We start from the raw sequence: 26,387 nt of genomic DNA on the forward strand, positions 1-26,387 counted from the left end.
TTAGGCCTCCTTGAGGTCCAGGGGCCTGGCCCCGGTGAGCCGTAGGAGCTCCTCTGGGGTGAGGGCGAAGAGGGCCCTCGGGGTCCCCCCCGCGGCCCAGAGGCGGGGGTAGGCGAGGAGGTCCTCGTCCAAGAAGGCGGAGAGGGGGGCCACGGGGGGCACGCCCCCGATGGCGAAGCCGGTGAGGGCCTTGACCTCCTCGGGGGTGGCCTGCCTCAGGGCTTCCCCCAGGGCCCTTGCCACCTTCTTGGGGTCCAGCCGGTTCTTCCCGCTCACCAGGAAGAGATAGGCCCCCCGCTCCCCCACGAAGACCAGGCTCTTCACGATCTGCCCCACCTCCGCCCCCACGGCTTCTGCCGCCTCCTGGGCCGTGCGGGTGGAGGCCTCTAGCTCCACCACCTTTAGGTGGGGAAAGCCCCGTTCTTCCAGGATGGCCTGCACCCTCTTGGCGGAAGGGGAGAGGGTCATAGCCTTAGGAGGAGTTCCGCGAGGAGGGCGGCCCGGCGGGGGATCTCCGGCACCACCACGTACTCCGTCCTCTGGTGGGCGTCCCCCCCGAAAAGCCCAAGCCCGTCCAGGGTGGGGACCCCCAGGTGGGCGGTGAAGTTCCCGTCGGACCCGCCCCCCACCCGGCCCGGGCCGAGCCTCAGGCCCAGGGCCTCCCCGATGGCCTTCGCCTTCTCAAAGAGGGCCAGGCTTTCCGGGGTGGGCTCCATGGGGGGGCGGTTGAGGCCCCCGGTGAGCTCCAGCCGGGCCCCAGGGAGGACGGGGGAAAGGGCCTTTAGGCCCCGTTCCACCCGCTCCACCTCCTCCAGGGTCCAGGCCCTGAGGTCTATGTCCACCCAGGCCTCCTCCGCCACCACGTTGGTGGCCGTGCCCCCTCCGATGCGGTTCGGGCCTAAGGTGGTGCCCCTTTCCCGGTCCTCCAGGGCCGCCACCTTGGGGATCTGGTGGGCGAGCTCCAGGATGGCGTTCACCCCCTTTTCCGGCTCCACCCCCTGGTGGGCCGCCTTGCCCAGGGCCCTTAGCCGGTAAAGCCCCACCCCTTTCCGGGCCACCTTGAGGTCCCCTTCCGCGGTGGGAGGCTCCAGCACCAGGGCGGCCCGGGCCTTTTTGGCCGCGGCCTCGATGAGGGGGCGGCTTTCCCGCGAGCCCGTCTCCTCGTCTGGGGTGAAGAGGACCTCCAGAGGAGGCAGGGGAAGGCCCTTTTCCTCCGCGTAGCGCAGGGCGTAGAGGAGGGCGATGATCCCCCCCTTCATGTCGTAGACCCCGGGGCCGATGGCCTTTTCCCGCTCTATCCGGAAGGGCTCGGGAAAGCTCCCCTTGGGGTGGACGGTGTCGTAGTGGGTGAGGACCAGGACGGGCCTGTCCCCTTCCCCCCGCCGGAGGAGGAGGATGGGCCCCGAGGGGGTGTCCTTGCGGGCGAGGGTGCCCTCCAGGGGACGGAAGGCCTCCTCCAGGAAGCCTGCGGCCCCCTTAAGCCCCTCCAGGTCCCCCGAGGGGGACTCCCGGCGGACGAAGGCCTCGAGGTCCTTGAGGAGTTGGGGAAGCTTTTGTTCCATCCAGGCTAGGCTTTCCATGCCCCTATTACACCACCTTTCCGGGGTTCAAAAGTCCCTCCGGGTCCAGGAGGGCCTTGAGCCTCCGCATCCACTCCAGGGCGGGCCCGTGCTCCTTTCCCAGGTATTTCCGTTTCCTCAGGCCCACCCCGTGCTCCGCGGTGCAGGTGCCCCCCAGGGCCAGGGCCTTTTCCACCAGGCGTTCCGCAAAGGCCTCCGCCCGGGGGTAGTCCTCGGGGAGGACGGGGACGAGGGTGTGGAAGTTCCCGTCCCCCACGTGGCCCAGGATGTTCCCCGTGAGGCCAAGCTCCGAAAGAAGCCTCTGGGCGAAGCGCACCGCCTCGGGCAGGCGGGAGAGGGGCACGGCCACGTCGGTGATCATGAAGCGGTGCCCGGGGAAGAGGTGCACCAGGGCCCAGTAGGCCTGGTGGCGGGCCTCCCACTGGGCCCTCCGCTCCTCCTCCGTCCGGGCCGTTTCCAGGGCGAAGGCCCCGGCCTCCCTTAGGACCTCCTCCGCCAGGGCCCCTTCGGCCTCCAGGGCCTCCCTGGTGGGGCTATGGAACTCCAGGAAAAGGGCGGGCCGCTCGGGGAAGCCCGCCCCCAGGTGGCGGTTCAGGGCCTTCAGGGCGAGCTCGTCCAACAGTTCCAGCCGGGCCACGCCGCCCCCTAGGGCCATGACCCCGAGGCTCGCCCTTACCGCCTCCTCCACCCCGGGGAAGAAGGCCCTAAGGGTGAGGACGTGGGCTGGGAGGGGGTGGAGCTTCAGGGTGAGGCGGGTGATGATCCCCAGGGTGCCTTCCGAGCCGATGAAGAGGTCTTTCAGGTCGTAGCCCGCGCTGGTCTTCCGCACCGGCCGGCCGAGCTCTAAGACCTCCCCGTTCGCCAGGACCACCTGGAGGGCGAGGACGTTTTGCCGCATCCCCCCGTAGCGCACCGTGGTGGTGCCGCTCGCGTTCGTGGCCGCCATGCCCCCAAGGGAGGCGTCCGCCCCCGGGTCCACGGGGAAGAAGAGCCCCGTGCCCTTTAAGGCCTCGTTCAGGCGCTTGCGGGTGAGGCCCGGCTCCACCACGCAGTAGAAGTCTTCCGGGTGGACCTCCAGGATCCGGTCCATGCGGGAGAGGTCCAGGCTGATGGCCTCCCGCACGGGGTAGAGGTGGCCCTCGAGGCTGGTCCCCGCCCCGTAGGGGATGACCGCCACCCCCACCTTTCGCGCCCAGTCCAGGGCCTTTTGGATGTCCTCCACCCCCTCGGGGTAGACCACCGCCAGGACGGGGCGGGCTTCAGGGTAGCCCTCGTCCTTCCCGTGGCGGGCCCGCTCGCTCTCCGAGAGGTCCACCTTGCCGGGGAGAAGCCCTTGGAGTTCCTCCAGACTCATAGGATCTCGGCCAGAAACCCGAGGAGGGCGGTGCGGAAGGCCTTGGGGTTTTCCAGGTTGGAGAGGTGCCCCGCCTCGGGGAGGATGAGGGCCCGGGCCTCGGGGAGGGCTTTGGCCAGGCGCTTGGCCTCCTCCGGGGGGGTGAGGGCGTCCTCCTCCCCCACCAGGACCAAGGCCGGCCGGCCCATCTCGGGGAGGAGGGGGGTGGAGTCGGGGCGCTCCGCCAGGGCCAGGAGGCTTGCCGCCACCGCCTCCGGCCTCGCCTCCAGGATGAGGGCCTTGGCCTTTTCCACCACCCCGGGCTTTTCCCGCAAGGTGGTGGCCCCCAGGTGGGTGGGGAGGAGGGCCTCGGGGAGGAAGCCCACCCCCTCTCTAAGGACCCGCTCCCTTAGGGCGTAGCGGTTTTTCTTCCCCTCCTCCGTGTCCCCTCCTGCGCGGGTGTCCGCGAGGACGAAGCCCAAAAAGCGCTCCCTCGCCCGCCGCCAGAGCTCAAAGATGAGGTAGCCCCCCATGGAAAGCCCCACGAAGACCGCCTCCTCGAGGCCCCCCTCGTCCATCTCCCTTAGGACCTTTTCCGCGGCCTCCCTCAGGGAAAGCCCCAGGTAGTCCGGGGCGAGGACGGGAAGCCGCCCGCGGAAATAGGCCGCCTCCCCCTCCCACATCCGGGGGCCGTAGGGGAAGGCGTGGAGGAATACCAGCCCGCGCATCAGTTCCCCTCCGTGGGTTCGCCCTCCAGCCCCAGGGCCCTAAGCCGGGCGATGAGGGCGGGGTCCTCCACGATGACCACGTTCTCCCGCCCCAGGGTCTTGGCCCGGATCCTGCCCTCCTGGGCCGCCTCCTTCCAGGCCTCCATGAGGTCGGGGTGCGCCACCAGGAGGGGGGTCACCTTGTGGGCCGGGTAGCGCTTCACCTTAGGGCCTCCTCCAGGGCGTGCCAGGCCAGGGTGGCGCACTTCACCCGGGCGGGGAGCTTGGCCACCCCCTGGAGGGCGAGGAGGTCGCCCAAGGTGGGGTCCGGGGGGGCGCCCTCCACCACCATGGCCTGGAACTTGCGGGAAAGCTCCAGGGCCTCCGCCACCTTTTTGCCCTTCACCGCCTCGGTCATGAGGGAGGCGCTCGCCGTGCTGATGGCGCACCCCTGGCCCTGGAAGCGGATGTCGGCGATGGTGTCCCCTTCCAGGAGCACCATCACCTCCACCTGGTCCCCGCAGGAGGGGTTCATCCCCCCGGCCTGCCTGGTGGCCTGGGGCAGGACCCCGAAGTTCCTGGGGCTCTGGTAGTGGTCCAGGAGGATTTCCCGGTAAAGCTCGTCAAGGACGCTCATTGGTCCATTATAGCCAGGCCCGGTACTTGGCCTCTATCCTTAGAAGGGCTTCCACGAAGCGGTCCACCTCTTCCTTCGTGTTGTAGAGGTAGAAGCTCGCCCGGGCCGTGGCCGCAAGGCCGAGCTTCCGGTGGAGGGGCTGGGCGCAGTGGTGGCCCGCCCTCACGGCGATCCCCTCCTGGTCCAGGAAGGTGGCGAGGTCGTGGGCGTGGAGGCGGCCTAAGGTGAAGGGGATGACCCCGCCCCGGTCCTCGCCCCTAGGCCCGTAGACCCGGAGGCGCGGCACCTCTTCCAGGCGTTTTAGGGCGTACTCCAGAAGGGCCCGGTCGTGGGCGAAGACCTTTTCCATCCCCACCTCCATGAGGTAGCAGGCGGCCTCCCCCAGGGCGATGGCCTCGGCGATGGGGGGGGTGCCCGCCTCAAAGCGCTGGGGCGGGGGGGCGTAGGTGGAGCGGTCCACGTGGACCTCGAGGATCATCTCCCCGCCCCCCAAAAAGGGCATCATCCCCTCCAGGACCTCGTACCGCCCCCAAAGGACCCCAGCCCCCGTGGGCCCCAGCATCTTGTGCCCGGAGAGGGCGAAGAAGTCGGCCCCCAGGGCCTTCACGTCCACGGGGAGGTGGGGGGCGGACTGGGCCCCGTCCACCACCACCAGGGCCCCCGCCTCCTTGGCTTTTCGGGCGATCTCCGCCACCGGGTTGATGGTCCCGAGGACGTTGGACATGTGCACCAGGGAAACCACCTTGGTCCTCTCGGTGAGGAGGCGGTCCAGGGCGGAGAGGTCCAGCCTTCCCTCCTCCGTGAGGGGGATGGCCTTCACCTTCGCCCCGGTGAGGCCCGCCACCAGGTGCCAGGGGACGAGGCCCGCATGGTGCTCCATCTCCGTGACCAGGACCTCGTCCCCTTCCTTAAGGTTTCTCAAACCCCAGGCGTAGGCCACCAGGTTCATGGCCTCGGTAGTGTTGCGCACAAAGACGATCTCCTGGGGGTTTGCGTTCAGGAAGCGGGCAAGCCTTTTGCGGGCCTCCTCGTAGGCCTCGGTGGCCTCGGCGGAAAGCCGGTAGGCCCCCCGGTGGACGTTGGCGTTCAGGGTCTCGTAGAAGCGCTTCAGGGACTCAATGACGCGCCTTGGCTTTTGGCTCGTGGCGGCGGAGTCCAGATAGACGAAGTCGGGCCGCCCAGCGATCAGGGGGAAGTCCACCCTTAAGGTGCTTAGGTCCATGCCCTCAGTCTAGTCTAGGCGCACCCGTCTGAGGAGCGTGGCGTTTAGGGCCACGATCACCGTGGAGAGGCTCATAAAAAGCGCTCCCACCGCCGGAGAAAGGACGATCCCCAAGGGGTAGGCCACCCCGGCGGCCAGGGGCAGGGCGATGGCGTTGTAGCCCGTGGCCCAGAAGAGGTTCTGCACCATCTTGGCGTAGGTGGCCCGGGCGAGGAGGAGGGCGCGGACCACGTCCAGGGGGTCGCTTTCCACCAGAACGAGATCCGCCGCCTCTATGGCCACGTTGGTCCCCGCCCCGATGGCGATGCCCAGGTCGGCCTCGAGGAGAGCGGGGGCGTCGTTAATGCCGTCGCCGACGAAGGCGGTGGGGCCTTGGGTCTTGAGCTCGCGTACGATCCGGGCTTTGTCCTGGGGTAGGACCCGGGCGTGGTACCGCTCAATTCCCAGCTCCTGGGCCACGGTTTTGGCCACGGCCTCGGCGTCCCCCGTGATCATCACGGGGGTGAGGCCCATGGCCTTCAGCCGTTGGACGGCTTCCTTGGCGGAGGGACGGATGCGGTCGGCCAAAGCGAAGTAGGCCAAAACCCGCTCCTCGTCCATGAGGGCAACGGCGCTTTCCCCCCGGCCTTCGGCCTCCCGGAGGCCTCGCTTTAGGGCTTCGGACACCCTTAGCCCAAGCTCCTCCGCCCACTCGGGCCGGCCCACCCGGTAGCGTTTACCCTCGAGGGTGCCCTCCACGCCTTTGCCGGGGACCGCCTGGAAGTCCCGGACCTCAGGGCGGGGAAGCCCCTTGCCTTCCGCCGCTTCCACGATGGCCTGGGCCAAGGGGTGTTCCGAGAGGGCCTCGAGGGCCGCAGCTAGGGAAAGCACCTCTTCCTCGGAAAACTCCTCAGCGTATATTGCCCGAACGGCGAAGCGCCCCTCGGTGAGGGTCCCGGTCTTGTCCAAGGCCACGAAGCGGATCTCCCGGGCGCGTTCAAAGGCTTCCCGGTTCCGGACCAGGATGCCGTGCCGGGCAGCCAGGGCCGTGGCGTTCACCATGACCAGGGGGATGGCGAGGCCTAGGGCGTGGGGGCAGGCGATGACCACCACGGTTACTGCCAGGGAGAGGGCGAAGTTGAAGTCCCGTCCCAGGGCGAGCCAGACGAGGAAGGTGAGGGTGCCGAGGGTAAGGGCGATGTAGAAGAGCCACCCCGCAACCCGGTCTGCCAGGGCCTGGAAGCGGCTCCGGGAGGCTTGGGCTTCCTGTACCAGTCGCAGGATCTGGCTTAGGGTGGTGGCCTCCCCGGTGCGGGTGACCCGGACCTTGAGGGCGCCCTCCCCGTTCACCGCCCCGGCTATCACCTCGTCTCCCGGTTCTTTGGGCACGGGCCGGGACTCCCCGGTGAGGAAGGCCTCGTTCATCGTGGAAGCGCCCTCCACCACCACCCCGTCCGCCGGCACCTGCTCCCCGGGGCGGATAAGGATCAGGTCCCCCTCTTTGAGGGCGGAGACGGGTATGTCTTCTATGCGGTCGCCCAAGATCCGGTGGGCGGTGGTGGGCATGAGCTTGGAGAGTTCCTCCAGGGCCCGGCTTGCTGCCTGCACCGAGGCCATCTCCAGCCAGTGCCCGAGGAGCATCACGTCAATGAGCGTGGCCAGCTCCCAGTAAAAGGGCTTTCCCGGAAGGCCCAAGGAGACGGCCAGGCTGTAGCCGTAGGCCGCGGTGATCCCCAGGGCGATGAGGGTCATCATCCCGGGGGTGCGCGCCCGAAGCTCGCGAAGCGCCCCCTTTAGGAAGACCAGGCCGCCGTAGAAGTAGAGGATCGTCCCCAAGACGGGGTTCACCCAGGCGCTTCCCGGGAACTGGGCTGCCCGGTAGCCGAACCAATCTTGGAGGTGTTCGGAGAAGTAGAGGATGGGGAGGGTGAGGAGGAGGCTTACGAAAAAGCGGTCCCGGAACATCTCCGGGGTGTGCCCGGCGTGCTTGTCGTGGCCCGTGTGGGCAGCGTGCCCCCCAGAGGGGTGCGCGTGCTGGGGTTCGGAATGGGGGTGGGAGTGCTTGTGGTGAGGGTTCTCGTGCTTCATCCGAGCGCCTCCTTATTTCCAAGCATATACCCTTCCCCAGGAGGGGGGGGTGGAAGGTCCGGCCTCGTGCCGGGAAGGAAGCCCTAACCCACCTCGAGGACTCCCATCATCCCCCGGTCCTCGTGCTCCACGATGTGGCAGTGAAAAACGGTCCGGCCCTTTTCCCTCAAGGGAACCAGAAGCCTGGCCACCTCGCCCGCCTTCAGGTTGACCACATCCTTCCAGGCCCGGTAGGGGAAAGGCCTCCCGCCCACGGAGAGGACCTGGAAGGGGTGGACGTGGAGGTGGAAGGGGTGGTCCATGTCCCCCTGGTTTTCCACCTCCCAGACCTCCACCGTCTGGGCCTGCCCCTTCAGGTCCACCCGCCTGTGGTCAAAGACCTGGCCGTTGATGAAGAAGCGGGCGGCCATCATGTCCTCGGTGAGGACCAGGCGGCGGGTGACCACGGGGGCGGGCAGGGTGGGGAAGGGGCTTAGGGCCTTGGGCAGGGGTAAGGGCTTGGGGTTCTTGGGGGCGATGAGGTAAAGAAGGGTTTCGGGCCGGCTTGGCCCTTGGGGCATGGCGTGGGCCATGCCCCCCATGTCCATCATGCCCATGGCCCCGCGGTCGTAGGGCAGGGCCTGGAGGAGGAAGCGGCCCTCTTTCCGCAAGCGCACCAGGACCTCGGCCCGCTCTCCTGGGGCCAGGAGGAGCTCGGACACCTCCAGGGGCTCTTCCAGGAAGCCCCCATCGGCGGCGATGAGGTAAAGGGGGTGGTCCTGCAGGGCCAGGCGGTAGTAGCGGGCGTTGGAGGCGTTGAGGAGGCGAAGCCTCAGGGTGGCCTTCTGGGCCACCAGGGTGGGCCGCAGGGCCCCGTTCACCAGGACCAGGTCGCCCTCCTTCCCGTTCATCCAGTCCATGGGGGTGTGCGGCGCCGGGCGCCCGCCCTGGAGGGCCAGGTCCTTCAGGACGAGGAGGTGCTCCTCCGCCTCCCTGAGCTCGGGGATGGCGTCCAGGGAGCTTTCCACCACGAGGGCTCCCAGGAGGCCGGCAAAGAGCTGGGGGGCTACCCGGCCGTGCAGGTGGGGGTGGTACCAGAAGGTACCTGCCAGCTCCTTGGGAACAGCGAACTCGTAGGTCCAGCTCTCCCCCGGGGGGATCTCCAGGAAGGGGTCGTCCACCTTAGGGGAGATGGGCAGGCCGTGCCAGTGGAGGTTGGTGGGCTCGGGAAGGCGGTTTTCCAGGGTGAGGCGCACCGTGTCCCTGGGGCGGACCCGGAGGGTGGGCCCGGGAAAGCTCCCCCCGTAGGTGAGGAGGGTGGCCCTTTGCCCCGCCAGGGCAAGCGGGGTGGGGGTGGCAGAAAGCTTCAGGGAGAGGAGGCCGCCCTGGCTCCGCACCACCTTGGGCTCGGGGAAGGAAGGGCCTTGGGCCCGGGCCAGGCCCAGGACCAGACTGCCCGCCGCCGCTTGGAGAAAGCTCCTGCGCGCCAGCATGCTCTTTAGGCTAGAGGGGAAGTGTTAAGGGCGCGTAAAGCCCCTAAAGCCGGGCCAGGGCCCGGGAGAGCCTGGTGCGGGCTTCTTCGGCCACGGGGGCGAGGGCCCTTTGGGTGGCCTCGGGGAGGACCCGGAACATCTCCTTGGGGTCCTGGATTAGGACCTCCACCCCCTCCTCGGCCTCCCGGAGCACCACGTTGCAGGGGAGGAGGAGGCCGATCTCCGGAAGGGCCTCCAGGGCCCGCGCCGCCAGGTGGGGGTTGCAGGCTCCGAGGATCAGGTAGGGGGGCCTTTCCAGGCCGAGCCTGGCCTTTAGGGTGGCGGCCACGTCAATCTCGGTCAGGATCCCGAAGCCCTCCTCCTTGAGGGCGGCCTCCACCTGGGCGCGGGCCTCGGAAAGGGTGGCCTTTAGGGTCTTGCGCATCCCGGTCATGGATACCTCCTACCCCTATAGGCTACTCCTCGTGCCCGCCGAGGAAGGGGCCGTGCCAGGTGTGGACCCAGACCTCCCCGGTGTAGGCGTTCACGGAAAGCATCCCCTCTACCTCTTTTCGGCCGAAGTCAAAGGTGTAGTACCCGGGGAAGGCGCCCTCCTCTATGACCCGGGCCCCGGGGAGGAAGCCCTTGAGGAAGGCTTCGGCCAGGCGCTTGGCCTCGGAAAGGCCGTAGCGGGGCGGGGCCTGGAGGGGGGCGGCCATCATCCCGTAGCGGGTGTTCCACATCCTGCTGGGCCCGGGTTCGGGGGCCACCGCCCCGGTGTACCGGTCCACGATGAGCTCAAAAAGCCCCTGCCCCCCTGCGTCCACCACCTGGGCGTAGTAGGTTTGGCTGAAGGCCATGAAGTCCTGAAGGCGCGCCCCGGGCGCCACCCGTTGGGCGTAGGCCTCCATCCGGGCCCGGGCCACCTCCTCGGGGATGGGCCTGGCCTGGGGCGGGTAGACCGCCATCATGCCGTGGCCCATGCCCATCATCCCAGGGCCCAGGGCGCCGTAGCCCGGCCCAAACCCGCCCATCATGCCCTGGGTAAGGGCCAGGCCCAAAAGGAGCAGGCCCAAGATCCCCAAAACCGCTTGGTGGCCTTTCATTTCCCACCTCCACCCTTACCCTAACCCCGTACTGTTAAGCGCCGATAAAGGGCCGGTTTTACCCGGGCTTAACCTGGGGCGCCTATCCTGAGCCCGTGCGCGGGGCGGCCCTTCTCCTTGGCGTTTTGGGGCTGGGGGCGGTTTTGGCCTTGGGGGGAGAGGGTTCCCAGGGGCTTTACCGGGGGATGGGCGCCTTGGCCCCACCCCTGGACGCCCTGGACCTGCCGGCGGTCTCCGCTTTCCTCCTTGGGGTTTTGGCCGCCTTCGCGCCTTGCCAGGCGACCACCGGGGCCGGGGCCTTGGGGGACGGAGGGCGCCTTTTCCCCGGGCTTCCGGCCTTCCTCCTGGGCCAGACACCCTCCTTCTGGGGGTGGGCCACCCGCCTGGCGGGGGCGGGGCTTTTGGACACCGCGGTCTACTGGGGGCTTTGATGCTGAGGAAGCGGCTTTTCGCCTGGGTGTACCCCGGTCTCTCCGCCCGGCACGAGGCCTTGGTGGAGGAGCGGAAGCGGGCGCTTTTCCGGCGCGCCTTGGCCCTTGGGCCCAGGCGGGTCTTGGAGATCGGCCCTGGGCCGGGCCCCAACCTGGCCCACCTGCCCCCCGGGGTGGAGTACCTGGCCCTCGAGCCCAACCCCTTTTTCCACCAAGCCCTCCGGCGGAGGGCCGAGGCGTTGGGCCTTGGCCTCACCCTCCTCTTGGGCCGGGCCGAGGCCATCCCCCTGCCCGCCGAGCATGTGGACCTGGTGGTGGGGACCCTGGTCCTCTGCTCCGTGGAGGACCCCCTTAAGGCGGTGGCGGAGGTCCACCGGGTGCTCCGCCCCGGCGGGGCCTTCCTGTTCCTGGAGCACGTGGCCGCCCCTGGGGGGCCCTACCGCCTCCTCCAGGAGGCGGCCACCCCCCTCTTCGCCCTCTTTGGGGACGGGTGCCACCCCAACCGGGAGACCCTGGCCCTCATCCGCGCCCGCTTTCCCCGGGTGGAGGCGGAGGCCTTCGCCCTTCCCCTGCCCGTGGTGGCGCCCCACGTGGCGGGGCTGGCCTTCAAGGCCCCTAGCGGGCGGCCAGCCTAAACCCCGTGAGGCAGGTGGGGCTGTCCTTGAAGGTGGCCACCGAGCCCTGGGCCACCCAGGTGCCCTGCTGGATTTCCACGGTGAACCGGCCGTTGCGGGGAAGCCAGAGCTCAAAGAACCCGTCCGGCCCCGCCTCCACCTCCTTGTCCAGAAGGAGCTTCCCTTCCCGGTACACCCGTACCCGGAAGCGCTCCCCCACCAGTTCCCCCCGGCAGCTGGAGAAGTAGTGGATGGTGCAGGGGTGGGTGAAGGTGCGGTAGGGGGCGATGGCCAGGGCCATCCGGTCCTTGGGCAGGGGGATGGCCACCCTGCTCCCCCCCACCTCAAAGACCACCGCCTCCTGGGTCAGGTAGCTCACCGCCTGGACCCCCGCCTGGCGCCAGCGCTTTGCCAGCGCCATGGCCTCCTCGGGCCCGAGGCCCTGGAGGTCCTTCGCCGTCTGCCCAAGCGCCGCTCCGAGAAGGAAGATCCACCACAGGTGCCTTTTCATGCCCCCAGGCTACCCGCCTTCTGTAAAGCCCCGATAAAGGGGCAGGGTGAAGGTGAAGCGGCTTCCCACCCCCACCTGGCTTTCCGCCCAGACCCGCCCCCCCATGGCCTCCACCAACCCCTTGGCCACGGTGAGGCCCACCCCCGTGCCTCCGTCCTTCCGGCTCCTGGCCCGGTCCACCCGGTAGAAGCGCTTGAAGATGTGGGGCAGGTGCTCCTCGGGGATGCCCACCCCCGTGTCCTCTACGAAGAAGGCCACCTGCCCTTCCAAGGGATAGGCCCCCAGGGTGGCCCGGCCCCCTTCCGGGGTGAAGCGGAGGGCGTTGTGGAGGAGGTTGGCCAGGACCTGGAGGGCCCTTTCCCGGTCCGCCAGGACGGGAGGAAGGGGAGGGATGGGGGCCAGCCCCAGGGCCACCCCCTTGCTCTGAAACGCGGGCAGGAAGCGTTGGTAGGCCTCCTCCAGGAGGGCCTTGGGGGAAAGGGCCTCGAGGCGGATCTCCACCCGCTGCGCCTCCACCCGGGAGACCAGGGCCAGGTCCTCCACCAGGCGCTTCAGGGCCCGCACCTCCCTTAGGATCCCCTCCGCGGCCCGTTCCGGGGTTAGCACCCCGTCCGAAAGCCCCTCCGCGTACCCCTGGAGGGCGGAGAGGGGGGTCCTGAGCTCGTGGGCCACGGTGCCGATGAGCTCCGCCCGGGTTTTCTCCACCTTGTCCAGGGCCTCGGCCAGGCGGTTGAAGTGGAGGGCCAGCTCCCCCAGCTCATCCCCTTCCAAAGGGGGGAGGCGGAGCCCGTAGTTCCCCTCGGCCATGGCCCGGCTCCCCTGGGCGAGAAGCCGGGCGGTGCGGGCTAAGCGGAGGCTCGGCACCAGGGCCACCAGGGCCGCCCCTAAGGCGGAAAGGGGCAGGGCGGCGAGAAGGGCGGAGGTCAGGGTGGCGCGGAGGCCGGCCTCGAGGTCCGCCCTTAGGGCCTCGGCCATGGCCCCGCCCCCCATCATGGCCAGGGCGTGGGCCATGCGGGCCACGTGCCCCCGGTAGAAGCTGGGGGCCAGGGCCTCGGCCAGGAGGAAGAGGAGGAATAGCGCGAGGAGCGCCACCAAAAAGTGGCTCAGGCAGAGCTTAAGAAAAAGGCGCATCCCCCTCCCGGAAGCGGTAGCCCACCCCCCGCACCGTTTCTATGAAGCGGGGGTTTTCCGCGTCGTCCCCCAGTTTTCTCCTTAAGGCGGCGATGTGCACGTCCACCACCCGGTCCACCCCCGGGAAGTCCGGCCCCCAGACCTTTTCCAGAAGCCTCTCCCGGCTGAAGACCACCCCCGGGTGCTGGGCTAAGGTGAGGAGGAGGTCGAACTCCAGGCGGCTTAGGGGGAGGGGCTCCTCCCCCAGGTAGGCCTCCCGCTTCTTGGGCAAAAGGCGCAAGGGGCCGTAGCGGAGCTCCTCCTTAAGCCCAGCCCGGCGCAGGAGGGCCTTCACCCGGGCCACCACCTCCCGGGGGCTGAAGGGCTTCACCACGTAGTCGTCCGCCCCCAGCTCCAGCCCCCGCACCCGGTCCTCCTCCTCCCCCCGGGCGGTGAGGAGGAGGAGGGGGAGTTCGGGCCGGGCCTGGCGGATGGCCTGGGCCACCTGGAAGCCGTCCACCTTGGGCAGCATGAGGTCCAGGACCACCAGGTCCGCCTGGGGGAAGAGGGCCAGGGCCTCCGCCCCGTCCTCGGCCTTCAGGACCTGGAAGCCCGCCCCCTTAAGGTAGCCCTCCAGGACCTCGAGGATGGCCGGATCGTCGTCCACCAGGAGCACCTTCACGAGAGGTCCCGCTTCATCCGTTCAAAGGTTTCCCGGTCAATCTCCCCCTTGGCGTAGCGCTCCCTAAGAAGCTTAAGGGCCCGGTCCTCCTCCTTGGGGCTGAGGGCCCGGAAGAGGAGGTAAAAGCCCAGGGCCACAAGGGCGATCCAAAGAAAGCCCCACAGGATCCCCCAGCCGCCAAAGCCGCAGGGGCCGTACCAGTAGCCCATCATGGTCCACCTCCCCTTTTACTCTAGACCCCGAGGGTAAAGCTTCGGTAAAGGTAGCCTCCGGCCTTGACCTGGGGAAGCCCCAGGGGTAGGATGGCCCCGTACCCCACCCCAGGGGGGGTGGGGTCGGAGGTGAACCCATGCTCCGGCTGAAGGTGGAAGGCATGACCTGCAACCACTGCGTGATGGCGGTGAAGAAGGCCCTCATGAAGGTCCCCGGCGTGGAGAGGGCCGAGGTGTCCTTAGAAAAGGGCGAGGCCCTGGTGGAGGGCCAGGCCGATCCCAAGGCCCTGGTCCAGGCGGTGGAGGCTGAGGGGTACCGGGCCCAGGTGGCATGAGGGGCCACCTTCACCTAGACCCCAAGGTGCGGGAGGAGGCGAGAAAGAGGCTCCTTTCCGCCAAGGGCCACCTGGAGGGCATCCTTCGCATGCTGGAGGACGAAGGGGTGTACTGCGTGGATGTCCTGAAGCAGCTGAAGGCCGTCCAGGGGGCCTTAGACCGGGTGGGGGAGATGGTCTTAAGGGCCCACCTAAGGGACCACGTGGCCACCGCCCAGGCGCGGGGGGATGTGGAGGAGATCGTGGAGGAGCTCATGGAGGCCCTCAAGTACCGCTAAGGAGGTGGAAATGGCGCGTATTCTGGCGTTCATCCTGGCCCTGGGCCTGGCCCTGGCCCAGCACCAACACGGAAGCCCTTCCCAATCCAGCCCGGAAAGGGCCTTCCTCTCGGGCATGATCGCCCACCACGAGGGGGCCTTGGAGATGGCCAGGCTGGCCCTACCCGCCCTGAAGGACCCCGAGGTGAAGGCCTGGGCGGAGTCCATCCTTAAGGAACAGGAGGGGGAGATCCGCGCCATGCGCGCCCTCCTCCCCCGCTTCGGGGGCCTGGACGGGGGGGCCTACCAGGCCATGCGGGGGGAGATGGTGGACCTGCTGGCCCGGCTCCGCGCGGCCCAGGACCGGGAGCGGGCCTTTGTGGAGCTCATGCTCCTCCACCACAAGGGGGCGGTGGAGATGGCCCTCGAGGTCCTCCTTTCCGGACGGGATACGGAGGTCCTGAACCTGGCCAAGGCCATCGCCCTGGCCCAGACGGAGGAGATCCACCGGTTCCGCCTATGGCTTCTTCGCTGAAGGAAGTCCGCCTGGGGGTCAAGGGCATGACCTGCGCCGCCTGCGTGGCGCGGGTGGAGCGGGCCCTTCGGGCTGCGGAGGGGGTGGCGGAGGCCCGGGTGAACCTCACCACGGAGGAGGCCTTCTTGCGCCTTGCGGAGGGGGTGGACCTGAAGGAGGTCCTGAAGCGGGTGGAGGAGGCGGGCTACACCCCCGTGACCGCCCGGGCCGAGATCCCCGTGAAGGGCATGACCTGCGCCGCCTGCGTGGCCCGGGTGGAGCGGGCCCTCCGCGCCCTGCCGGGGGTGCTTTCCGCCCAGGTGAACCTGGCCACGGAGAAGGCCTTCGTGGAGTACCTCCCGGAGACCCTAAGCCTCGCCCGCATCCGCCAGGCCATCCGGGAGGCGGGCTACGAGCCTTTGGAAACGGAGGAGGCCTCCCGGAAGGAGGCCCCCACCTACCGCCAGGACCTCCTCCTGGCCCTGCCCTTCGCCTTCCTTCTCCTCCTCCTCGCCATGGGGCCCATGGCCCTTCCCCTGCCCCACGCCCCCCCCTGGCTCCAGGCCCTCCTGGCCCTCCCCCCTCTCTACGCCGGGCGGCGCTTCTTCCGCCAGGCCCTCTCCGAGGTGCGCCACCGCGCCTTGGGCATGAGCACCCTGGTGGCCCTGGGGGCGGGGAGCGCCTACCTCTACTCCTTCCTGGTCCTCCTCGCCCCTCGTCTTTTCCCCGAGGCGGCCCGCCACCTCTACTTTGAGGCGGGGGCGGTGATCCTGGCCCTCATCCTCCTGGGCAAGCACCTGGAGGAGGGGGCCAAGGGCCGGGCCTCGGAGGCCATCCGCAGGCTCCTCGCCCTCACCCCCAAGCGGGCCCGCCTCCTCCAGGACGGGGAGGAGAAGGAGCTCCCCGCGGAGGCCCTCATCCCCGGGGACCTGGTCCGGGTCCTTCCCGGGGAAAGGATCCCCGCGGACGGGGTGGTGGTGGAGGGCTTTAGCCACGTGGACGAGTCCATGCTCACCGGGGAGCCCATCCCCAAGGCCAAGGGGCCGGGGGACGAGGTGGTGGGGGGTGCGGTGAACGGGGAAGGGGCCCTCCTGGTGCGGGTGGTCCGGGTGGGGGAGGCCACCTTCCTCGCCCAGATGGCCCGCATGGTGGAGGAGGCCCAGGGGCACAAGCCCCAGGTGCAGGAGGTGGCGGACCGCATCGCCGCGGTGTTCGTGCCCATCGTCCTCGGGGTGGCCCTCCTCACCTTTTTGGGCTGGCTCCTCCTTGGCCCCGGGCTTTCCCACGCCTTTGTGGCCACCCTTTCCGTCCTCCTCATCGCCTGCCCCTGCGCCATGGGCCTGGCCACCCCCGCGGCGGTCGCGGTGGCCACGGGGCGGGCCGCCCAGCTCGGGGTGCTCTTCCGGAAGGGGACGGCCCTCGAGGCCCTGGCCCGGGCGGACACCGCCCTTCTGGACAAGACCGGGACCCTCACCCTGGGCCGGCCCGTCCTGGCCGAGGTCCTGCCCTTCGGCCTGGAAAGGGAAGAGGCCCTCCGCCTGGCCGCCGCCCTGGAGCGGGGAAGCGAGCACCCCTTGGCCCGGGCCCTCCTGGAGGCCGCCCAAGGGCTTTCCCTCCCCCAGGCGGAAGGGGTCAGGGCCCTGCCCGGGGAGGGGGTGGAGGGGGTGGTGGAGGGGCGGAGGCTCTTCGTGGGGGGGCCAGCCCTGATGGAACGGCTTTCGGTGGCCCTCCCCCAGGAGGCCCGGGCCCTGCCGGAGGGGGGCTTCACGCCGCTTTATCTGGCGGAGGAGGGGAGGCTCCTTGCGGCCTTTGCCGTCTCCGATCCCCCTAAGCCCGAGGCCAAGGAGGCGGTGGCGGCTCTGAAGGCCCTGGGCCTAAGGGTGGTCCTCCTCACCGGGGACCACCCCGCCCCCGCCCGGAAGGTGGCGGAGGCCTTGGGGATCGGGGAGGTCCTGGCCGGGGTGCGCCCGGAGGGGAAGCTGGAGGCCATCCGCCTTCTCCAAGGGGAGGGGCGGAAGGTGGTCTTCGTGGGGGACGGGATCAACGACGCGGCCGCCCTGGCCCAGGCGGACGTGGGGGTGGCCCTGGCGAGCGGCACGGACATCGCCCTCGAGGCCGGGGACGTGGTCCTATTGCGGGACCTGAGGGGCCTCCCCGCGGCCATCCTCCTGGCCCGTAAGACCCTGCGCACGGTCTACCTGAACTTCTTCTGGGCCTACGCCTACAACGTCCTCCTCATCCCCGTGGCCGCGGGGGCCCTCTACCCCTTCTTCGGCCTCCTCCTGAACCCCATGCTGGCCGCCGCGGCCATGAGCCTCTCCAGCCTCTTCGTCCTCACCAACTCCCTGCGCCTTAGGGGCTTCCGCCCCCCCTTGGCCCAGGGCACAGTCTAGGGCGCCGTTTGGGGTAGGCTTTCCCCGTGGACCTTCTCCACCTGGCCCTGAAAAACCTCCTCGCCCGCCCCGTGCGGAGCCTCCTCACCCTCCTCGGGGTCCTGGTGGCCACCGCCAGCATGGTCCTCTTCCTCTCCTTTGGGGAGGGCCTAAGGCGGGCCCTTTTCCAGGAGCTTTCCCGGGTGGGCCCCGCCCTCCAGGTCCTCCCCGAGGGGGTGGAGGGCTTCGCCTTCGGGGGCTACCCCGGGATTACCCCGGAGCAGGCCCGGGCCCTGGAGGAGGCGGCCCGGGCCCTTGGGGCTACCGGGGTCATCCCCAGCGTCTTCCTGGTGCGGGGGGGGTTTGATCCGGGCACCAGCTTTCTCTTCCAGGGCCTCCCCGAAGGGGTGAGCCCGGAGGCCCTGTACCCGGGCCTGGAGGCGGCGCAGGGAAGCCTCGTCCCTTCCCCCAGGGGGGCGGTCCTCGGGGCCAAGGTGGCCGAGCGCCAGGGTCTTTCCCTGGGGGCCTCCTTGCGCCTTTCCCCCGAGGTCCGGCTTAAGGTGGAGGGGGTTTTGGCCCCCACGGGGGGGCTTGCGGACAACCTCATCTTCACCCCCCTAGGGCCCCTGCAGAAGGTCCTGGGCACGGAGAACTATAGCGCCCTCTTCGTCCTCCTCCCCCCGGGGCTGGAGGCGGAAGGGGTGGCCCGGGCCCTGGAGGCAAGGGTGGAGGGCCTGAAGGTGGAGACCCAAGGGGAGGTCCTCCGCTTTGCGGAACGGGCCCTAAGGATCAGCGACCTGGTGCGCTTCGGCATCAGCCTGGTGGCCCTTTTCGTGGGGGGGCTTCTGGTGGCCAACACGGTGATGATGTCCGTCTACGAAAGGATCCGCGAGTTCGGGGTTATGCGCGCCCTGGGGGCTAGGCGGGCCTTCATCTTCCGCCTGGTGCTCCTGGAGGCCCTCCTCCTCGCCCTCCTCGGGGGGGTTGGGGGGCTTCTCCTCGGCGCGGTGGGGTCCTCCGCCATCAACCTCTACACCCAAGGGGAGGTGGGCCTGGCCCTCTCCGCCGTGACCCCTAGGCTTGCCCTCTTCAGCCTGGGGGTGGCCCTCGCCTTGGGGCTCCTCTCGGGCCTCCTGCCCGCCCAGATGGCCAGCCGCCTCCCCGTGGTGGAGGCCTTGGGGAGGGCCTGATGCTCCGCGCGGAAGGCCTCACCAAGCGTTACCGGCAAGGGGAGAAGGAGGTGGTGGCCCTCCAGGGCTTCACCTACGCCTTCCCTGCCGGGGCCACGGCCATCGTGGGGCCCTCGGGCTCGGGGAAGACCACCCTCTTAAACCTCCTCGCGGGGCTTGACCTGCCCACGGAGGGCGGGGTGTACCTGGGGGAGACCGCCCTCCACCGCCTTTCCGAGGACGAGCGGGCCCTGCTCCGCCTCCGGCACATGGGCTTCGTCTTCCAGCAGTGGAACCTCATCCCCACCCTCACCGCCTGGGAGAACGTGGCCTTTCCCCTCCTCCTTGCGGGCTGGCCCCTCGCGAAGCGGCGGGCCAGGGCCCTGGAGCTTTTGGAGGCGGTGGGCCTCTTGGGGCGGGCGGACCATCCCCCCTCGAGGCTCTCCGGGGGGGAGCAGCAGCGGGTGGCCCTGGCCCGGGCCCTGGCCCTGGAACCCGAGGTCCTCTTCGCCGACGAGCCCACGGGCAACCTGGACGCGGAGTCCCGGGAGGAGGTGGCCCGCCTCCTCTTCCAGGCGGGCCGGGATCGGACCCTGGTCCTCGTCACCCATGACCTCGAGCTCGCCGCCCGCGCGGAGAGGCGGCTCTACCTAAAGGGCGGGCGGCTTCTAAAGGTGGAGGAGGCTCAGGGGAGCCGCACCAAGTAGCGGAAGCCCAGGGGCTCCACCTCCACCTCCCCCCGGTAGGCCCGGCCCTCCAGGGGGTCGCGCCAGCGCCCCGGAGGCAAGGGCAGGACGGCCCCTTCCTTCCCGCTGTTGAAGGCGGCCAGCACCTCCTCCGCCCCCGGCTCCCCCCGGAGGAAGGCCAGGAGGAAGCCCTCCCCCACATAGCTCCGGTAAAGGGAGGAGCGCAGGGCGGGAAGCTCCGCCCTGAGCCGCCCCAGGGCCTGGTAAAAGACCAGGGTTTCCCCGTGGCACCGGTCCCACTGCAGGGGGTAGCGGTGGAGGTCGTAGGGGGGTTCGGAGGGCTTCTCCCCGGTGAAGCCGCACTCGTCCCCCTGGAAGGTCACGGGCACCCCGGGGAGGGCGTAGAGGAGGGCGGCGAGGAGGCGCTGGCGGGCCCGGGCCTCCGGGCCTGGGGTGTCCCTAAGCCCCCCGCCTCCCAAGGCGGTGAGGATGCGCTCCGTATCGTGGGAGCCCACCAGGTTGAAGCCCATGCCGGCCACCGCCTCGGGGTAGTCGGCAAAGAAGCGGGCCAGGTCGGCCGCGGCCCGGCCGGCGGGGTAGAGGGCGTTCCCGCGGGCGTAGCGCAGGAGGATGTCCCGCCCCAGGGCGTAGTTCATCAGGCTGTCAAACTCGTCCCCCTGGAGCCAGGAGGGGTCCTTCTGCCAGATCTCCCCCACCAGGTAGGCGTCCGGGCGGATGGCCTTGAGCTCTTTTCTAAACTCCTTGAAGAAGCCGTGGGCGTCGATGAGGTCCCCGGGCACGTCCACCCGCACCCCGTCAAACCCAAAGCGCACCCAGTACTTGGCCACCTCCAGGAGGTAGCGCCGTACCCCGGGGTTTCCGGTGTTCAGCTTGGGGAGGCTTCCCAAGCCCCACCAGCCCTCGTAGGCCTTGGGGTCGCCGGGGGTAAAGGGCCAGGTGCGGATGAAGTACCAGTTCCAGTAGGGGGAGGCTGGACCCCTTCGCACCACGTCCTGGAAGGCCCAGAAGCCCAGGCCGGTGTGGTTGGGCACGAAGTCAAAGAGCACCCGGATCCCCTGGCGGTGGGCCTCCTCCAGCACCCGCTTCAAAAGGGCCTTGTCCCCGAGCCTGGGGGCCACCTCCAGGTAGTCGTGGGTGTCGTACCCGTGGGCGGAGCCCGAGAGGAAGATGGGGTTCAGGTAAAGGAGGGTAACCCCGAGGGCCTTCAGGTGGGGGAGCTTTTCCAGAAGGCCTTGGAGGTCGCCCCCGTAGTACTGGTGGCAGCAGTGGTGAACGTGGGGCGGGTCCGTCCAGGAGGACACAAGGGGGGCTGGGCCCGACCAGAGGCGGTTGAAGCGGTACTCGTCCGAAAGGAGGGCCAGGGCGTCGTTCTTTGGGTCCCCGTTATGGAACCGGTCGGGGAAGACCTGGTACCCCACCCCTTCCCCCACCCACGCCACTTCCTGGAAGAGGGCCTCGGGCGGGGTGAAGGGGCCGAAGACCTCCACCCCTTCCGCCGTTTCCACGCGGATCCGGTAGGCCCTGGGGGCCCCTTCCGCCTTGGCCCGCCAGACCTCCGCCCCGGGGTAGCGGAGCTGGAGGTGCATGGGAACCTCCCCTTCCCCCCAAAGGAGGGTGGCCTTGCGCACGCTCCTCTCCCCCGCCTGGAAGCGGACCACCACCCCCCCGTCGGTGAAGGACACGTGGGCGGGGTTCTCCGGCTCGTGGGCGAAGTCCAGAGGGGCGGCTTCCCCCTCTTCCTTGGGGGGTGCGCCCACCAGAATGAGGGCGTTCCGTCCCCCGAAGCCGTCGTCCACGCAATCCTGGGCCCGGGGGTCCACCTTGTACTCCGGGGGGCGGCCGAAGGTGGGGTCGTAGCACATGTCCTTGGGCCAGGTGCCGTTGATGAAGAACTTGTAGGTGTACTCCCCAGGGCGTAGGTCCAGGGTCACGGCGAAGCCGCCCTCCACGGGGGCCATGGGGGTCTCCCCCCAGCCGTTGAAGCTGCCCCTGAGGCTGACGCTCTGGACCTTGAGGCCCTCCGGCGGCTCGTAGCGGAACTCCACCGGGATGGCCAGGGCCAGGCCGGTTAAGAGGCCGAGGAGCATGAGAAGCGCGCGCATATCCCCTCCGTGGAACCTCTTCCATCCTATCCCCCTACCCTTTTGTGTCAAGCCTCGGTCAGCCCTTTTTCCAGAAAGAGCTGGTAGCATGGGGCCATGCCCAAGCGGTGGATCGCCCTTCTCCTTAGCCTTGTGCCGGCCTTAGCCCAGGTGGACATCCCCTTCTGGCACGCCATGGATGGCCCCGCGGGCCGGGAGATCCAGGCCTTTGCCCGGGAGTTCAACGCCGCGCAAAGCCGCTACCGGGTCCTGCCCCAGTACGTGGGGGACTACCGGGAGGCGGAGACCCGGCTGGTGGCTGCCCTGCGCACGGGGGGGGCGCCGGTCCTCTTCCAGGCGGAGCTCTCCTTCTTCCCCAGGCTGGTGGGGGAGGGGCGGGCCTTGGCCCTGGACCCCTACCTGAACCTGGAGCGGGCCTTCCTGGAGGACCTTTTTGAGCCCGCCTGGGCCTACGGGGTGGTGGAGGGCCGGCGGTATGGCCTTCCCTTCAACACCTCCACCCCGGTCCTCTTCTACAACCTGGACGCCTTCCGGGCCAAGGGGCTGAAGCCCCCTAAGGACTGGAAGGAGTTTGAGCGGGTGGCCCTGGCCCTCACCAGCAGAAACGCCCGGGGCTTCATCTTCGTCACCGACCCCCAGGCCTGGCTTTTTGAGGCCATGGTGACCAGCCGGGGGGGGAGCCTGGTGAAGGACGGCCGCCCTAACTTCACCGCCCCGGAGGCCCTCGAGGCCCTAAGGATGCTGAAGCGCCTCCAGGACAGGGGGGCCCTCTCCGCCCGGAGCATGGCCGAGTCCACCTTCGCCCAGCTGGACTTCGTGCGCACCAAGGGGATGATGGTCATGGCCTCCATCGCCAACTGGCCGGCGGCGGAGAACTACTCCTTCGCCTTCACCCTGGGGGTGGCCCCCGTGCCCCGGGAGCCCGGGGGGAAGGTGCCCCTGGGCGGGGCCCAGCTGGTGGTCCTAAGGGGGGCCACGGAGGCCCAGGTCCAGGGGGCCATCGCCTTCTGGCGCCACCTCATGGAGCCGGAGAACGTGGTGCGCTGGGTCCAGGCCAGCTACTATGTTCCCGTGAGGAAGAGCGCCCTTCCCCTCCTGGAGGGCTTCTACCGGGAAAACCCCTTCCGCAAGGTGGCCTTTGAGCAGATCGCCTTTGCCCAAGAAAGGCCCCGCCTCCCCCAGTTCTCCACCTGGGCCTCCTTCCTGGCGGAGGCCCTGGAGAAGGCCCTAAAAGGGGGTCTGGCCCCTGAGCGGGCCCTGGAGGAGGCCCAGCGCAAGGCGGAGGCCGTGCGGTGAGGCTAGGCTTCAGCCCCTTTAACGCGGAGATGGGCTACGAGGAGGCCTTCCGCCTGGCGGCGGAGGAGGGGGTGGACCTGGAGGTGGCCTACGACCTGCACGAGGTCCTCCCCCTGCCCGAGGCCAAGGCCTTAAGGGCCACGGGGGAGGCCTTGGGGGTGGGCTTTACCCTGCACCTGCCCTTCGTGGAGGTGAACCCCGCAAGCCTCATCCCCACGGTTCGCCAGCTTTCCGAGGACCGCCTAAAGCGGGCCCTGGAGTTTGGGGAGGCCTTGGGGGCTAAGGTGGGGGTCCTGCACACGGGCCAGGTGCCCCTCCGCCACCCCATGGCCCTGGCCCTGGCCCGGGAGGCCCTGGAGAGGACCCTTTCCGCCCTCCTCCCCCTCCCCTTCCCCGTGGCCCTGGAGAACCTGGCCCTCTTCCCCGAGGACCTCATCCAAGGCCCCGAGGAGCTCAAGGCCCTCCTGGACCGCTTCCCCCAGTACGGCTTCTGCCTGGACGTGGGCCACGCCCTGGTGGAGCTTGGGCCCACGGGGCCCTTCCGCTACCTCGAGGCCCTCGGAAACCGCCTCCTCCACCTTCACCTCCACGACAACCACGGGGCACGGGACGACCACCTCCCGGTGGGGGCGGGCCGGGTGCCCTGGGAGGGGTTAAAGGGCTTCTTGCAGGGCTTCTCCGGCACCGCCGCCCTCGAGGTGGGGGGTGGGAAGGAGGGGGTGAGGCGGAGCCTCCTGCGCCTCCGGGCCCACCCTTAAGCTGGGACATATGTCCTTGGCGCTGGGGGCTTATAGTGGTGGAGTGGGGTTTTGTACCCCTCTTCACGAATAGGGAGGCGCAATGGTCGTAGACCGCATGGAAGTCTACCTGGACGAGGCGAAGGAACCCCTAGCCGTCCTCAAGGAGCCCCCGTATCGGCTCCACCTGGACACCCGCAAGATCCCCGACGGCGAGCACCGGCTACGCATCGTCACCCACTTCCGGGGAGGGGGGCAGGAGGTGCGGGAGGTCCCCTTCACCGTAAACAACTACCCCGACGTCCTGGTCCTGGGGGTGGACGAGGGGGGGGAGGTCTCGGGCACGGTGGAACTGCGCCTTTCCGTGGGGGAGCCCGACCTCCCGGTGGAGCCCGTGCGCGTTAACCCCCTCTGGTACGTGGTGGCCACGGTGGTGGTCCTGGGGGGGATCTGGAGCTACTTCGCCCTTTCCCCCGCCGCGGAGAAGATCGTGGCCGAGGTGGCCCCTCCGGCCCAGGAGGCCGCCCACGGGGAGGGGGCGGTCCAGCCCGCCGCGGGCGTGGACCCCGCCCTCATGGAGAAGGGCAAGGCCATCTACGAGGCCCACTGCGCCGCCTGCCACCAGGCCACGGGCCAGGGGATGCCCCCGGCCTTCCCGGCCCTGGCGGGGAACGCCAACCTGCAGGACGCGGCCATGGTCCTGAACGTCATCAAGAACGGCCGGGGGGCCATGCCCGCGGTGGGGGCGGCCTTCAGCGAGGAGGAGCTCAAGGCGGTGGCCACCTACATCCGCAACAGCTGGGGCAACAGCTTCGGCCCCGTGGAGTGAGAGGATGTACCGGAACGATCCCGTTCTCCCCACCTTTAGCCTCATCCTGGCCCTGGGCCTCTTCTACGCGGCCTACCTGGATGGCCTCTACATCGCCAGGCTCTTGGGCCACACCCCCGAGGAGCTTTCCGTGGGCCAGATCGGCCTCATGGCCTTCGGGGCGGTCCTCCTCCTCTACGGCCTCATGGGCCTCATCTCCTACTGGTTGGAAGGCCTAGAGCTCCGCCCGGGCCGGCACTTCCCCACCCCCGCCACCGCCCCGGTGGCCGCGGGCGTGATCCTGGCCCTCCTCCTCACCGCCCTTTCCGGCTTCTTCGTGCGCCTCATCGTCTACTCCGCCCAGACGGGGCACAACCCCACCTGGCTCCAGGGCCTCGTCTTCGGGGGCATGAGCCTGGTGGTGGCGGCCCTCCTCGGCGTTTACCGGCGCTTCTTCGGCCGGGAAGAGGTCATCACCGAGGAGGAGAAGAGCGGCTTTCCCTGGTAAAGGAGCACCATGGACGAGCGCGAGATCCGTCTACGCACCTCGAGGCGCCGCCTCTTCCTCAAGGCGGCCATCGGCACGGGCATCGGGGTTTCCCTGGTTTCGGCCTTCTACGTGGGGGCGAGCCTCCGGCCCAAGGTGGTGGTCACCCCCGACAAGGAGCCCTTAAAGCCGGGGGACATCCTGGTCTTCGCCCAAGGGGGAGGCCAGGGGAAGCCCATACGCCCGGAGGACCTGAAGCCCGGCGACCCCTTCATCCTGGCCTACCCCATGGACCCCAAGACCCAGGTGGTGAAGAGCGGGGAGGCCAAGAACACCCTCCTCGTGGTCCGCTACCCTCCAGAGGAGCTGTCCCCGGAAACCGCAGAGCACGCGGTGGACGGGATCGTGGCCTACTCCGCGGTCTGCACCCACCTGGGGTGCATCGTGAGCCAGTGGGTGGCGGACAAGGGGGCGGCCCTCTGCCCCTGCCACGGCGGCACCTTTGACCTGAAGACGGGGGCCCGCATCGTGGCCGGCCCCCCGCCCAGGCCCATCCCCCAGCTCCCCCTCAAGGTGGAAGGGGGGGTCTTGGTGGCCGCCGGGGAGTTCTTGGGTCCGGTGGGCGTGCAGGCTTCCGCTGGAAGCTGCCGCCTGGTGTAGGAGGGAAAGCGCCATGTACAAGTGGCTGGACGAACGCCTAGACCTCTCGGGGCTTTACCAAAAGGTCCTCCGCAAGGCCTTCCCCGTGCACCATAGCTTCTTCCTGGGGGAGATCACCCTCTTCGCCTTCATCGTGCTGGTGCTCACCGGGATCTTCCTCACCCTGAACTACGAGCCCTCCATCCGGGAGGTGAAGCTCCCCGACGGACGCACGGTGCCCGCGGCCTACGGGAGCGTCCTCTACATCGACAGCCTCCCCTTCGGGGCGGTGATCCGGAGCCTCCACCACTGGTCGGCCCACGTGATGATCGCCGCGGCCTTCCTCCACATGCTCCGCATCCTCCTCTCCGGGGCCTACAAGAAGCCCCGGGAGCTCAACTACCTGGTGGGGCTTGCCCTCCTCGGCCTTTCCGTGGTCACCGCCTTCACCGGCTACGCCCTGCCCTACGACAACTACGCGGTGACCGCCACCCGCATCGGCTACGGCATCGCCACCTCCATCCCCTGGATCGGGGAGGGCCTGGCCCAGATCATGTTCGGAGGGGAGTTCCCGGGCTCGGAGAAGTCCATCCCCAGGCTCTATAGCCTGCATGTGCTCTGGCTTCCCCTGGCCCTCATGGCCCTCATCGGCCTCCACCTCCTGGTGATGATGAAGCAGAAGCATACCCAGCCCCGCTACGCCGAGCGCGTGGCCCCGGGGAAGATCCTGGGCGTGCCCATGTACCCCCAGCAGATGGTCATGATGGGCATCCTCTTCGCCCTCTACGTGGGCCTCATGACCATCATCGCCGGGGCCTTCCTGGCCCACCCCATCGAGGCCTTCGGGCCCCCCACCCCCAACACCCCTGCGGTGAAGCCCGACTGGTACTTCCTCTGGATCTACGGCATCCTGCAGATCATCCCCTCCAGCTGGGAGTTCCACCTCTTCGGGGCCACCATCGGGCCGGAGTTCATCGGGGGGGCGATCGTCCCCGGCCTCCTGGGCCTGGTGGGCCTTCTCCTCCCCTTCGTGGACACCCGCAAGGACAAGATGCGCTACCTCGAGCTCCCCTCGGAGCACCCCGTGCGCACCAGCGTCATCCTGGCCCTCCTGGTCTTCTTCCTCATGAGCACCCTGGCGGGGTACAAGATCGACTTCCAGCAGCAGGGCTCCCTCCTGGGGAACAACGCCGTGCTCTGGACCCTGGTCCTAGGGGGTCCCCTCCTCACCTTCTTCCTCTCCTACACCCTGATGCGCATCTTCTACGGCAAAAAGGAAGAAAGGGCCCTGTAGCGGCCCT

The 26,387-nt window shown here is 69.3% G+C and carries 30 protein-coding genes; 14 read left to right on the forward strand and 16 right to left on the reverse strand.

The window, feature by feature from the left end:
• The 11 genes from B043_RS0103435 to B043_RS0103485 all read right to left on the reverse strand — a co-directional run bounded on the left by B043_RS0103435 (nt 1) and on the right by B043_RS0103485 (nt 10,103).
• Entirely contained in the window at nt 1-468 is a 468-nt protein-coding gene (locus B043_RS0103435; RefSeq protein WP_018460956.1) for a YbaK/EbsC family protein, read from the reverse strand.
• The gene (locus tag B043_RS0103440) at nt 465-1,580 is read right to left on the reverse strand and encodes a M20 family metallopeptidase (RefSeq protein ID WP_018460957.1); all 1,116 of its coding nucleotides are present in this window, start codon (nt 1,578-1,580) and stop codon (nt 465-467) included. Before B043_RS0103440 ends, B043_RS0103435 begins: the two co-directional genes overlap by 4 nt.
• Nucleotides 1,581-1,587: 7 nt before the next feature.
• Nucleotides 1,588-2,934, reverse strand: coding sequence for an FAD-binding oxidoreductase (locus B043_RS0103445; RefSeq protein ID WP_018460958.1), 1,347 nt, complete (start codon nt 2,932-2,934; stop codon nt 1,588-1,590).
• Complete coding sequence (locus B043_RS0103450) at nt 2,931-3,641, reverse strand: alpha/beta fold hydrolase (protein WP_016328366.1); 711 nt, start codon at nt 3,639-3,641, stop codon at nt 2,931-2,933. The genes B043_RS0103445 and B043_RS0103450 overlap by 4 nt, the downstream gene beginning before the upstream one ends.
• Entirely contained in the window at nt 3,641-3,844 is a 204-nt protein-coding gene (locus B043_RS0103455; RefSeq protein ID WP_016328367.1) for a hypothetical protein, read from the reverse strand. The genes B043_RS0103450 and B043_RS0103455 overlap by 1 nt, the downstream gene beginning before the upstream one ends.
• Nucleotides 3,841-4,257 carry a Fe-S cluster assembly sulfur transfer protein SufU gene (gene sufU / locus B043_RS0103460; protein WP_011173758.1) on the reverse strand — a complete coding sequence of 139 codons (417 nt, stop codon included), beginning with the start codon at nt 4,255-4,257 and terminating at the stop codon, nt 3,841-3,843. The genes B043_RS0103455 and sufU overlap by 4 nt, the downstream gene beginning before the upstream one ends.
• Nucleotides 4,258-4,264: 7 nt before the next feature.
• On the reverse strand, nt 4,265-5,479 hold the full coding sequence (locus B043_RS0103465; RefSeq protein WP_016328369.1) for an aminotransferase class V-fold PLP-dependent enzyme: 1,215 nt from the start codon (nt 5,477-5,479) through the stop codon (nt 4,265-4,267).
• Nucleotides 5,480-5,488: 9 nt separating this feature from the next.
• Nucleotides 5,489-7,546: a heavy metal translocating P-type ATPase gene (locus tag B043_RS0103470; protein ID WP_016328370.1), complete on the reverse strand. Its 2,058-nt coding sequence runs from the start codon at nt 7,544-7,546 to the stop codon at nt 5,489-5,491.
• A gap of 83 nt (nt 7,547-7,629) precedes the next feature.
• Nucleotides 7,630-9,018, reverse strand: a complete 1,389-nt coding sequence (locus B043_RS0103475; RefSeq protein ID WP_016328371.1) for a multicopper oxidase family protein — start codon at nt 9,016-9,018, stop codon at nt 7,630-7,632.
• Between the two features lie 43 nt (nt 9,019-9,061).
• Entirely contained in the window at nt 9,062-9,451 is a 390-nt protein-coding gene (locus tag B043_RS0103480; RefSeq protein WP_016328372.1) for a DUF302 domain-containing protein, read from the reverse strand.
• A gap of 22 nt (nt 9,452-9,473) precedes the next feature.
• The gene (locus B043_RS0103485; RefSeq protein WP_018460959.1) at nt 9,474-10,103 is read right to left on the reverse strand and encodes a hypothetical protein; all 630 of its coding nucleotides are present in this window, start codon (nt 10,101-10,103) and stop codon (nt 9,474-9,476) included.
• Nucleotides 10,104-10,198: 95 nt separating this feature from the next.
• On the opposite strand from B043_RS0103485, the gene B043_RS0103490 reads away from it, so the two are divergent.
• Together B043_RS0103490 and B043_RS0103495 are read left to right on the forward strand one after the other, a co-directional pair.
• Nucleotides 10,199-10,534, forward strand: coding sequence for a hypothetical protein (locus B043_RS0103490; protein ID WP_016328374.1), 336 nt, complete (start codon nt 10,199-10,201; stop codon nt 10,532-10,534).
• Nucleotides 10,534-11,169, forward strand: coding sequence for a class I SAM-dependent methyltransferase (locus tag B043_RS0103495; RefSeq protein ID WP_016328375.1), 636 nt, complete (start codon nt 10,534-10,536; stop codon nt 11,167-11,169). Before B043_RS0103490 ends, B043_RS0103495 begins: the two co-directional genes overlap by 1 nt.
• Here B043_RS0103495 and B043_RS0103500 read toward each other — a convergent pair.
• Genes B043_RS0103500 through B043_RS0103515 form a run of 4 tightly spaced genes read right to left on the reverse strand, consistent with a single transcriptional unit; the run spans nt 11,150 to nt 13,663 of the window.
• Nucleotides 11,150-11,659, reverse strand: coding sequence for a CueP family metal-binding protein (locus tag B043_RS0103500; protein WP_016328376.1), 510 nt, complete (start codon nt 11,657-11,659; stop codon nt 11,150-11,152). The two genes, B043_RS0103495 and B043_RS0103500, sit on opposite strands and share 20 nt — an antisense overlap.
• Before the next feature lie 9 nt (nt 11,660-11,668).
• Entirely contained in the window at nt 11,669-12,790 is a 1,122-nt protein-coding gene (locus tag B043_RS0103505) for a sensor histidine kinase (protein ID WP_016328377.1), read from the reverse strand.
• Complete coding sequence (locus tag B043_RS0103510; protein WP_016328378.1) at nt 12,774-13,451, reverse strand: response regulator transcription factor; 678 nt, start codon at nt 13,449-13,451, stop codon at nt 12,774-12,776. Before B043_RS0103510 ends, B043_RS0103505 begins: the two co-directional genes overlap by 17 nt.
• Entirely contained in the window at nt 13,448-13,663 is a 216-nt protein-coding gene (locus B043_RS0103515) for an SHOCT domain-containing protein (protein ID WP_016328379.1), read from the reverse strand. Before B043_RS0103515 ends, B043_RS0103510 begins: the two co-directional genes overlap by 4 nt.
• 137 nt (nt 13,664-13,800) lie before the next feature.
• Here B043_RS0103515 and B043_RS0103525 point away from each other — a divergent pair, with 137 nt between their 5' ends.
• The 6 genes from B043_RS0103525 to B043_RS0103550 are packed head-to-tail and all read left to right on the forward strand — an operon-like array spanning nt 13,801 to nt 19,017.
• Nucleotides 13,801-13,998, forward strand: coding sequence for a CopZ family metallochaperone (locus tag B043_RS0103525; protein WP_016328380.1), 198 nt, complete (start codon nt 13,801-13,803; stop codon nt 13,996-13,998).
• Nucleotides 13,995-14,276: a metal-sensitive transcriptional regulator gene (locus B043_RS0103530; protein WP_016328381.1), complete on the forward strand. Its 282-nt coding sequence runs from the start codon at nt 13,995-13,997 to the stop codon at nt 14,274-14,276. The genes B043_RS0103525 and B043_RS0103530 overlap by 4 nt, the downstream gene beginning before the upstream one ends.
• A 10-nt stretch (nt 14,277-14,286) precedes the next feature.
• Nucleotides 14,287-14,790, forward strand: coding sequence for a DUF305 domain-containing protein (locus B043_RS0103535; RefSeq protein ID WP_016328382.1), 504 nt, complete (start codon nt 14,287-14,289; stop codon nt 14,788-14,790).
• Entirely contained in the window at nt 14,775-17,162 is a 2,388-nt protein-coding gene (locus tag B043_RS0103540; RefSeq protein WP_155987385.1) for a heavy metal translocating P-type ATPase, read from the forward strand. The genes B043_RS0103535 and B043_RS0103540 overlap by 16 nt, the downstream gene beginning before the upstream one ends.
• A gap of 26 nt (nt 17,163-17,188) precedes the next feature.
• Nucleotides 17,189-18,331 (forward strand): ABC transporter permease, encoded by a 1,143-nt coding sequence (locus B043_RS0103545; protein ID WP_018460961.1) that lies wholly within the window; start codon nt 17,189-17,191, stop codon nt 18,329-18,331.
• On the forward strand, nt 18,331-19,017 hold the full coding sequence (locus B043_RS0103550; protein ID WP_018460962.1) for an ABC transporter ATP-binding protein: 687 nt from the start codon (nt 18,331-18,333) through the stop codon (nt 19,015-19,017). Before B043_RS0103545 ends, B043_RS0103550 begins: the two co-directional genes overlap by 1 nt.
• Here the strand turns inward: B043_RS0103550 and B043_RS0103555 are convergent.
• Nucleotides 18,996-21,119 (reverse strand): alpha-amylase family glycosyl hydrolase, encoded by a 2,124-nt coding sequence (locus tag B043_RS0103555; RefSeq protein WP_026234109.1) that lies wholly within the window; start codon nt 21,117-21,119, stop codon nt 18,996-18,998. The two genes, B043_RS0103550 and B043_RS0103555, sit on opposite strands and share 22 nt — an antisense overlap.
• A 96-nt stretch (nt 21,120-21,215) precedes the next feature.
• Here B043_RS0103555 and B043_RS0103560 point away from each other — a divergent pair, with 96 nt between their 5' ends.
• The 6 genes from B043_RS0103560 to B043_RS0103585 all read left to right on the forward strand — a co-directional run bounded on the left by B043_RS0103560 (nt 21,216) and on the right by B043_RS0103585 (nt 26,380).
• Entirely contained in the window at nt 21,216-22,415 is a 1,200-nt protein-coding gene (locus B043_RS0103560; RefSeq protein ID WP_018460964.1) for an ABC transporter substrate-binding protein, read from the forward strand.
• Nucleotides 22,412-23,173: a sugar phosphate isomerase/epimerase family protein gene (locus B043_RS0103565; protein WP_016328388.1), complete on the forward strand. Its 762-nt coding sequence runs from the start codon at nt 22,412-22,414 to the stop codon at nt 23,171-23,173. Before B043_RS0103560 ends, B043_RS0103565 begins: the two co-directional genes overlap by 4 nt.
• A gap of 82 nt (nt 23,174-23,255) precedes the next feature.
• The gene (locus B043_RS0103570) at nt 23,256-23,981 is read left to right on the forward strand and encodes a c-type cytochrome (protein ID WP_018460965.1); all 726 of its coding nucleotides are present in this window, start codon (nt 23,256-23,258) and stop codon (nt 23,979-23,981) included.
• A 4-nt stretch (nt 23,982-23,985) separates the two neighbouring features.
• Nucleotides 23,986-24,468 carry a DUF1129 domain-containing protein gene (locus B043_RS0103575; protein ID WP_018460966.1) on the forward strand — a complete coding sequence of 161 codons (483 nt, stop codon included), beginning with the start codon at nt 23,986-23,988 and terminating at the stop codon, nt 24,466-24,468.
• Between the two features lie 9 nt (nt 24,469-24,477).
• Nucleotides 24,478-25,107 (forward strand): QcrA and Rieske domain-containing protein, encoded by a 630-nt coding sequence (locus B043_RS0103580; RefSeq protein WP_016328391.1) that lies wholly within the window; start codon nt 24,478-24,480, stop codon nt 25,105-25,107.
• 13 nt (nt 25,108-25,120) lie between these two features.
• On the forward strand, nt 25,121-26,380 hold the full coding sequence (locus B043_RS0103585) for a cytochrome b (protein ID WP_016328392.1): 1,260 nt from the start codon (nt 25,121-25,123) through the stop codon (nt 26,378-26,380).
• The last annotated feature ends 7 nt before the right edge of the window (nt 26,381-26,387 follow it).

The sequence above is a fragment of the Thermus oshimai DSM 12092 genome (assembly GCF_000373145.1).
Lineage (GTDB): Bacteria > Deinococcota > Deinococci > Deinococcales > Thermaceae > Thermus > Thermus oshimai.